Below are 8,264 nucleotides of genomic sequence, written 5' to 3' on the forward strand. Positions count from 1 at the left end.
GCGCGCCGAAAGTGGCCGACTTTTGCTCCGCCCCGTGGCCGGTTTTTACTCCGCCGTTGACAGACCAGCCTACGCAACGAATATTCCGCCATCTATGACGTGTTGCGAAATCATTTCCTAGTAAGCGCGCAGGACGCGATCAACCTGATCGACAAGCTTAATCAAAACGGTGCAGCTTACCAATTCAGGCCAATTGCAACCCCAGCTAAATCGCCTCGATCAGTAAACGCATACCTGTTTAACATCAGCGTTCTTGAGACAGAGTAGGAAAAACATTCATTGAGCGGCAACGACTCTTCGACCTGCCGAGTTCGAGCTGGCTGACCGCAGTACCGTCACGTCGCACTACCATGACGTTGCTATGGCCATGGGCCAAGCTTGAACAGAGAGCCGTATGCGCTGAAAGGTGCACGTACGGTTCGGGGAGGAGAAGCGCATTTGCGCTTCTTACTCCACTCGGGGCACGGCTTTCTCGATGGATCATATGACCGGTCGATCTGGGAGATGAAGACAAGGATCAGCCCTCGCCTGCGCGCGAATGACCGTAGCGCCTGCACTTGAACCGGCAGGGGCGGATTTTCCCGTCTCTGATCGAGCAATTGCAGATAGTCGATGACAACAAGCGTTCCGCGCGGGACCGATGCCAGCTTCTCGATGATGTAATCCGCATTGATGGCCTCGGAGCAGTCGGCTTCGAACAATCCGGCAAATTGCGCAGCCTCCACGCCGATGGCGCTGAAACGATCCAGAATGTCCCTCTCGGTATATTCCAGCGTGAAGAACAAGCCCCGATGGCCCGATTTCATAGCCTCCACGGCAAGCTTCAGGCCCATCAAGGTTTTGCCGTGCCCCGGCCGCGCGCCAAGCAATACCAGATCGCCCGGCTCCAATCGCGGGAACAATCTGCCGGCTGGCGTGAGCGCAGACGCCTGGCTCACGAGCAGGCTCCAGCCGCGGTACCCTTCCTGAAAGGCAATGCGGTTGAGCGCTTCATGTAAGGGAATGCCGGACTGGCGGGATAATTGCCTAGCCTTGCGCTTCAATTGATAAATGGGCGCGGACAGCTTCATCCATAAACCTCCTATTGCGAGCAGGTTCCGCAATCCCTCCTTATGCTGGCGCTCGAACAGTCGGTTCGATGATCGGAATAGCCCGGCATGACATATGCTTCCCCGGGAGGGAGGGAGGAGGCGTAGGCTACGCCTGAATCGGAGAATAGCGCAATTGTACCCGAATAGAAAAGCTTCAACGCGCACTCCCTTCCGGAAATGCGCGTTGATGTTGATAAAGAGAACACCGCTCAGATCTCAATCAGGCAGCGCGTAGGCGACGACCAGATCGCTGACGCGCGGCGTCAGGATGGAATTGCCGCCGGCGACGAAGACCACATATTGCTTGCCTTTATACATGTAGACGGCGGGGATGGCGACGGCGGGTGCGTCGACCATATCCTTCCACAAAACGTCGCCGGTCTTGACGTCGATGGCCCGCACCTTGTGATCCATGGAGGCGCCGATGAAGACCAGCCCGCCCTTGGTGATCACCGGGCCGCCAATGGTCACCGACCCCCAGGAATCGGGCATGTAGAAACCCCATTGCTGCACGGCCCCCATGGGCTTGCGCCACAGCAGATCGCCGGTCTTGAGGTCATAGGCGGAAATCTGGCCATAGGGCGGCTTCCAGCACGGCATGCCCAGCGGATTCAGAAAGAACGATGTTTGGATACCATAAGGGCTGCCCCGCATCGGCGAGTAACCACCCGCAGCCTCACTCGCTCCGCTGGCTAGGATCTTATCATAATCGGCCCGCGGAATAAGCGTAAAGATCATGGGCACCAGGGAGTGGTTGACAATATAGGTCTGACTTTCCGGATCCACCGCACCGCCACCCCATTCGGGCCCGCTGATGGTGGATGGATAGGCGATAGACCCCTTGAGGCTCGGCGGCGTGTAGCGGCCCTCGTCGCGGTACTCCGCCGCCTTCCGGCTGCAATAGCCGAAGCTCAGCGCATCAGCGAGCCAATACACGCCGGGCCATTTGTCGGCCACCACCGGCTCCGGCCGCGCGACATAGGGCTGCGTCGGAGAAGCTTTCTCGCCCGGCACATCGGAGGCGGGGACCGGACGTTCCTCAATCGGATAGATCGGCTCGCCCGTATAACGGTTCAGTACAAACAGGAAGCCAGACTTTGAAACCTGGACAAGCGCAGGAATCTTTTTCCCGTCCTTCTCGATATCGATCAGTGTCGGCGCCGAATTGACGTCGACATCCCAGATGTCGTGATGGACAAGTTGACGGCTCCACACAACCTTACCGCTGTCCGCATCGACGGCCGTCACCGAAGTCGCGAGCGGAATAGGATCAAGCCGGTTGCCGCCGTAGAAATTTGGGCTTGGCGAAGAAACCGGCAGATAGAGAAGATTGAGGTCCGGATCGACGGACATGCTCGCCCAGACATTGGACGTGCCGGTTTTCGACTGCATTTCCTTGGGGATTGGATCGAACGTCCATTCCACCTTGCCCGTTCGCGCATCAAGTGCGAAAACCGTTCCCGGAGGATCGACGCTGTCCGTCCAGTCGCGACCCGCCCAGCCGAGGAAGAGCTTATCCTTATGGACAGTCGGCGGCTGCAGCAGAGAAAGCGGGAATATGGCGTTGACCGTATTGAATTTATTGACGTCGAGAATGCCATTGTCACCGAAATCGGCGCACAACTTGCCCGTATCGGCATCCACCGCATGGAGTTTGGCGTCCATCGTGCCGATATAAACCCGCTTCTGGCATGGCTGCCCGGCGACGGGATTTTCCGCTTCCCAATAGGCGACGCCGCGCGTCTTCATGTCCGGCTGGGTCAGCGCCTTCAGGAGCGCCTTGCTCTCATATTTCCACTTCACCTTGCCCGTGTCCGGCTCGATGGCGAAAATGTTGTAGAATGGGGTTCCGACATAGACCGTGTCATTGACGAAAAGCGGCGTTGCCGACCAGACCGTCATGGGGATATCGCCGCTGCCGGTCGAGACATCGCCGGTGTGGACTTCCCAAACCTTCTGCAACTTGCTGACGTTCTCGGGCGTGATCTGATCCGCCGGGGAATATTTCTGCGCCTTAAGATCGCCGTTGAAGGTGGGCCAGGTAGTGTCCTGCGCCATAGCGGGAGCGAAACCGAGGGCGGCGGCAAGTGCGATGCCCGAGCAGAGGGAAAGAGTGCGCTTCATCGGGTTGCCTTTCTTTTCGCCGTCGCCGTTGTCTTCGACTTCGTTCTGGTCGTGTTGCTGGTAACCCTGGCGGCTGCCGTTCTATGCGTGACGCGCGTTGGGCGGGACGGCGTATTGCGCCGGATGGTGGTCGCGAGAAGCCAGCCGATCAGGCACAGGGCCATGGCGAGCACAAGCGGCAGGCTGTCGAGCATATAACCGGCGAAGGCGGTGCCCAGAATTCCGAGGATCAGCAGGAAGTAGAGCAGTCCCGTCCACCAGGCCCGCCGCGTCGCCCAGATAGTAAGCGCCAATGCCGCCAGCAGGATCGCTGTGCTCGAAAGGATGACCAGGAGCGCGCCCCCGGAACCGTCGATTCCGCTGGAACGGGACGTATAGCCGATAAGAGATATGATCAGGCCCGCTGCCCCCCCAAGGGCAATCAGGCCGGTAGCGCTTGCTGCCCGACTCATGTGTCGTCACTCCATTGTCTTTGGAAGTTCAAGAATTCACCGCCCGGCATGGTCTTCTCTTCAATTGTCGAAACGCGGCGCGCACCTGCGTCGGCACCAGCCATTAATACTAAATGCATAGTAAAGGCAGACCATGAAGAAATACTTATGTCAATACTATAAGATTAACCATGATTCTTATTTAAACAAATAGATGTAGTTTTAATATTCAATACATTGAAATATATGCTGTTCGCGCCAAATTTCAGCGCTTTTCTCTCTGCGGCCTACAGCCGGATCATAAGGGCCGGATCAATCAAGACGTGAGAATTGATTCGGAAAAGCCGGGTTGATCGAAACACATGGGCCTGTAGAAACGGCCATCTGTGTTGAATTCTCTCGGAGTACCCCGATGCTGCGCGATTTGAGCGATACCCTTGCCTTCGTGAAGGTGGTGCAGGAGGGAAGCTTCACTGCCGCCGCCCGGGTGCTGAACACGCCGAAAACGAAGATCAGCAGGAAGGTCCGGGAACTTGAAGAGCGGCTGGGCGCGCAATTGTTGCACCGGACGACGCGGGCGATCAGGCTAACCGAGGCGGGGACGATCTACTTCCAGCATTGCGAAAAGCTGGTGAAGGATATCGAGGACGCGGAAAACGCCGTCAGCGAGGTGCAGCAGCATCCGCGCGGCTGGCTAAGGATCGCCGCGCCACATTGGTTTTCCGCCCAGATGCTGATGCCGATCCTCTCGGACTTCCGCAAAGCCTATCCCGATGTCTTCCCGCATTTGTTCCTGAGCCATGAGGTGACTGACATCATCGCCAAGGACATCGACGTCGCCTTCCGCATCTGGAACGGGCCGCTTCCGGCCTCCTCCTCGCTCACGGCACGAAGGCTGGGCACCCTCCCGAAGGGAATATACGCCGCCCCCTCCTATATCGAACGGCGGGGAATGCCGGCCCACCCGTCGGAGTTGGAAAACCACGCCTGTCTCGTCACGCAGATCTATTTCGACAGGCCCATTCCTTCCTGGCCGCTCGGACGAGACGGATCGCACAGCGATTTTGCGGTCCGTCCCGTAGCGGTTGCCGGCGATCCGGAGAGCCTGCACGGCCTTCTTTTGGCGGGCGACGGGCTGCAATTGACGAACCACATGCGCGTCAGGGCCGATGTCGCCGCAGGCAGGCTCGTCCGCGTCCTGCCCGAATGGTCCGGTCCCGAATTTACCCTCTATGCGCTGAGGGCCCGCAACCGGGTCCAGCCACCGAAGCTCAAGGCGTTTCTCGACTTCCTCGCGCCCCGGCTGGATCTGGAGTAAGGGAGTAAGGGAGTAAGGGAGTAAGGGAGTAAGGGAGTAAGGGAGACTAAAACTGTTTCCCTCAGACGGTCCACCTATTTTTCCCTACTCCCCTACTCCCCTACTCCCTTATTGCCTATTTCCCTACCGTGCCCGAGTAGTTCACCGGCACCCAATCGTAATTCGTTTCGTCACGGCGCACATGGCCGATGCCGGGGAATGCGATATGTGCGCCAGCCACCAGATATTTGTCGCGGACGGCCTCTTCCAGGGCGACGGCGCGGGTCTCGACCGCCTTCTTCTGATCGACATCGAATTCAATCGCAACGCCCGGCTCGTCGAACTGAAGCACATCGCCATGGGTGATGTCGCCCCAGAAGACCAGCTTCTTCCCGCCATCCTCGATGACGATGGAGCTATGCCCCGGCGTATGCCCCGGACGCAGAATGGAGCCGATGCCGGGCAGCACTTCGGCGCTGTCGGCGAAAGTCTCGACATTGCCGGCGTCGAGATAGGGTTGAAGGCTTTCCTTCGCCTCGGTGAAATGCTGGGCGGGCGCGGTGGCGGGCCGCTTCTCTACCGGGGTCTTCAGCCAGAAATCGAGTTCACGCTGGTTTACCCGCAGCGTCGCATTTGTGAATAGCCGTTTGCCGTTCGCACTCAGACCGCCGGAGTGGTCGGTGTGGATATGGGTGAGGATAATGTCGTCGATCTGGTCCGGCTGATAACCCGCCGCCTTGAGGTTGGTGAGGAGCTTGCCGAGTGTCGGCCCAAGATAGGTGCCGGTGCCTGCATCGATCAGAACCAGCCGGTCGCCGGTGTTCACCAGAAAGGCATTGACCGAGGTTTGCGTTGGCGTCTCCAGAAAGGCCGCGCCGAGCGCCGATTGGGCATGTTCCTTGGCGGTGTTGGTGTAAAGCTCCGGCAGGACCAGCGGGACGGTTCCGTCCGAAAGCGCAGTCACCTCGTAGCGACCGAACGGCAGCCGGTAAAAACCCGGCGCCTGAAATGGCTGGAACGGCGCTTTTGCCAGGGCCGCGCCGGTGCTCCCCAAGCTCGTGCTTGCAACGGCGAGGGCAGCGGCGCCCTGCAGAATGTTTCTTCGCGTGTACATTTTTATCTCCAGAATTCGAATCTTCTCATTCATGGACCCTGGGAGCGTGGCCGGGTCCGCCGTGACATCTAAGCGGCGGAGACGATGGCGATTAGTAACGGTAACCGGCCTGCATTGTCTCACCAGAAGACACAATGATGAGCCGAAGAGGCCGAATGGACCGGCTGCACGAACAGATGCTATGAAGCGCTGAATCACCCGCGCGATCTTTAAAGGAACGTCATGACGGAAAAGCCTGCGAGAGAACGAAAGCGCGGTTCCGGCGCGCAGTATGTTTACGAGATCCTGCGGGAGGAAATTCTCGATCTCGTGCTGGCGCCCGGAAGCCCCATCGATGAAAACCAGCTGGCCGAGCGGCTGGACATGTCGCGCACACCCATTCGCGAGGCCCTTGTCCGCCTCGCCGGAGAAGGCTTGGTGACCTCGCTGCCCAACCGGTCCACCATCGTCGCCAGCATCGATTTCTTCAACCTCCACACCTTCTTCGACGCGCTGACGCTGATGTACCGGGTGACGACACGGCTTGCCGGCGAGTATCACACGCCCGCCGACCTCGAAATCATCCGGGCGCGGCAGGAGGATTTCGCCCATGCGGTCGAAAGGCAGGACGCGCTGGCAATGATCGCCACGAACCGCGAATTCCATGCGGCAATCGCCGAGGCGGGCCGTAACCGCTATTTTACCGGCCTCTTCTGCCGCCTTCTCGATGAAGACCAGCGGATCCTGCGGCTTTATTATTCATCGTTCAATGATCAATTGCCGAAACGCTATGTCACCGAGCACGCGCAGATGATCGAGGCGATAGCGGCGCGGGATATCAACGCTTGCGACCGCCTGGCACTCGCCCATGCCGACCAGATCGTCAGCCAGATTCAGAGCATGGTTTCGCGCGGCGCCACCCGGCCCATCTCGCTGGATTGAGAGCCCCGCGTTCGGCAATTATCTTGTCGACAAATATTATACATGATGTAAGGTAAGCGGGAAGGCTGGAGGAGACTCCCGCCATTACCCCCGCAATTAAGCGACTTAGTGGAGACTTTCATGGCTCAAATTTTCTCCGGCTGCATCCCCGCGCTGATGACGCCCTGCAAGGAGGACCACACACCCGATTATGACGCGCTGGTGACAAAGGCGCAGGAACTCATCGCCGCCGGCATGTCCGCCGTCGTCTATTGCGGGTCGATGGGCGATTGGCCGCTTCTCACCGATGAGCAGCGCATGGAAGGTGTAGAGCGCCTGACGAAGGCCGGCATCCCTGTCATCGTCGGCACGGGCGCAGTCAACACCAAGCAGGCGGTCGCCCATGCGGCCCATGCGCAGAAGGTCGGAGCCAAGGGCCTGATGGTCATCCCCCGCGTGCTGTCGCGCGGATCGGTCATTGCCGCTCAGAAGGCGCATTTCAAGGCGATCCTGTCGGCAGCGCCGGACCTTCCGGCCGTGATCTACAACAGCCCCTATTACGGCTTCGCCACCCGCGCCGATCTCTTCTTCGCGCTGCGGGCGGAGCATCCCAATCTCGTCGGCTTCAAGGAATTCGGCGGTCCGGCGGATATGCGCTATGCCGCGGAAAACATCACGAGCCGCGATGACGAGGTGACGCTGATGGTCGGCGTCGACACCGCCGTGTTCCATGGTTTCGTCAATTGCGGCGCGACGGGCGCCATCACCGGCATCGGCAATGTGCTGCCGAAGGAAGTGCTGCATCTCTGCGCCCTTTCACGGGCCGCCGCAAAGGGCGATTTCGAAGCGCGCCGCCTGGCGCTGGAATTGGAAGCCGCGCTCGCAGTGCTCTCCTCCTTCGACGAAGGGCCGGATCTGGTGCTCTATTTCAAGCATATGATGGTGCTGAAGGGCGACAAGGAATACACGCTGCACTTCAACGAATCGGACGTGTTGAGCGACAGCCAGCGCGGCTATGTCGAGCAGCAGTTCAAGCTGTTCAATGACTGGTACGCGAGTTGGAGCAAGTCGCTGCAACAGGAATATAAGATGGCGGCGTGAAGAAACTCGCGCCCTCCTTCCCCCTTGCGGGGAAGGTGCCCGCGTTAGCGGGCGGATGGGGGTGGTAAAGGCAGCGCGCTGCAATTGCACGTTGAAGCGAAACCGTCACCACCCCCACCCGACCCTTCGGGCCACCCTCCCCGCAAGGGTAGGGGAATCGCACATGAGTATAAAAGCGTTGTTGCAAGTTAGCGGAAAATAGATTC

At 59.1% G+C, this 8,264-nt stretch carries 7 protein-coding genes; 3 read left to right on the plus strand and 4 right to left on the minus strand.

What is annotated here, in order from left to right; all coding sequences use genetic code 11:
* Positions 1-359: 359 nt before the first annotated feature.
* From IEX53_RS23275 to IEX53_RS23285, 3 genes are all read right to left on the minus strand, one after another.
* On the minus strand, positions 360-1,070 hold the full coding sequence (locus IEX53_RS23275) for a DNA helicase (protein ID WP_188826555.1): 711 nt from the start codon (positions 1,068-1,070) through the stop codon (positions 360-362).
* A gap of 237 nt (positions 1,071-1,307) precedes the next feature.
* A complete protein-coding gene (locus tag IEX53_RS23280) occupies positions 1,308-3,215 on the minus strand; it encodes a pyrroloquinoline quinone-dependent dehydrogenase (RefSeq protein ID WP_188826556.1) in 1,908 nt (635 codons plus the stop codon).
* Positions 3,212-3,667 (minus strand): hypothetical protein, encoded by a 456-nt coding sequence (locus tag IEX53_RS23285; RefSeq protein ID WP_188826557.1) that lies wholly within the window; start codon positions 3,665-3,667, stop codon positions 3,212-3,214. The genes IEX53_RS23280 and IEX53_RS23285 overlap by 4 nt, the downstream gene beginning before the upstream one ends.
* A gap of 391 nt (positions 3,668-4,058) precedes the next feature.
* Between IEX53_RS23285 and IEX53_RS23290 the strand changes: the two genes are divergently transcribed.
* Positions 4,059-4,964 (plus strand): LysR family transcriptional regulator, encoded by a 906-nt coding sequence (locus IEX53_RS23290; protein WP_188826558.1) that lies wholly within the window; start codon positions 4,059-4,061, stop codon positions 4,962-4,964.
* Positions 4,965-5,079: 115 nt separating this feature from the next.
* Here IEX53_RS23290 and IEX53_RS23295 read toward each other — a convergent pair whose 3' ends face one another.
* The gene (locus IEX53_RS23295) at positions 5,080-6,057 is read right to left on the minus strand and encodes an MBL fold metallo-hydrolase (protein WP_188826559.1); all 978 of its coding nucleotides are present in this window, start codon (positions 6,055-6,057) and stop codon (positions 5,080-5,082) included.
* Between the two features lie 222 nt (positions 6,058-6,279).
* On the opposite strand from IEX53_RS23295, the gene IEX53_RS23300 reads away from it, so the two are divergent.
* Together IEX53_RS23300 and IEX53_RS23305 are read left to right on the plus strand one after the other, a co-directional pair.
* Complete coding sequence (locus IEX53_RS23300) at positions 6,280-6,978, plus strand: GntR family transcriptional regulator (RefSeq protein ID WP_188826560.1); 699 nt, start codon at positions 6,280-6,282, stop codon at positions 6,976-6,978.
* A 120-nt stretch (positions 6,979-7,098) separates the two neighbouring features.
* Entirely contained in the window at positions 7,099-8,058 is a 960-nt protein-coding gene (locus IEX53_RS23305) for a dihydrodipicolinate synthase family protein (RefSeq protein ID WP_188826561.1), read from the plus strand.
* Positions 8,059-8,264 lie beyond the last annotated feature (206 nt).

The organism is Paramesorhizobium endophyticum (genome assembly GCF_014640615.1).
GTDB lineage: Bacteria > Pseudomonadota > Alphaproteobacteria > Rhizobiales > Rhizobiaceae > Paramesorhizobium > Paramesorhizobium endophyticum.

Excerpts from the sequence above, each read along its gene's own strand:
- IEX53_RS23280 (WP_188826556.1), bottom strand. The coding sequence starts at position 3,215 with ATGAAGCGCACTCTTTCCCTCTGCTCGGGCATCGCACTTGCCGCCGCC.
- IEX53_RS23295 (WP_188826559.1), bottom strand. The coding sequence starts at position 6,057 with ATGTACACGCGAAGAAACATTCTGCAGGGCGCCGCTGCCCTCGCCGTT.
- IEX53_RS23285 (WP_188826557.1), bottom strand. The coding sequence starts at position 3,667 with ATGAGTCGGGCAGCAAGCGCTACCGGCCTGATTGCCCTTGGGGGGGCA.
- IEX53_RS23300 (WP_188826560.1), top strand. The coding sequence starts at position 6,280 with ATGACGGAAAAGCCTGCGAGAGAACGAAAGCGCGGTTCCGGCGCGCAG.
- IEX53_RS23275 (WP_188826555.1), bottom strand. The coding sequence starts at position 1,070 with ATGAAGCTGTCCGCGCCCATTTATCAATTGAAGCGCAAGGCTAGGCAA.
- IEX53_RS23290 (WP_188826558.1), top strand. The coding sequence starts at position 4,059 with ATGCTGCGCGATTTGAGCGATACCCTTGCCTTCGTGAAGGTGGTGCAG.
- IEX53_RS23305 (WP_188826561.1), top strand. The coding sequence starts at position 7,099 with ATGGCTCAAATTTTCTCCGGCTGCATCCCCGCGCTGATGACGCCCTGC.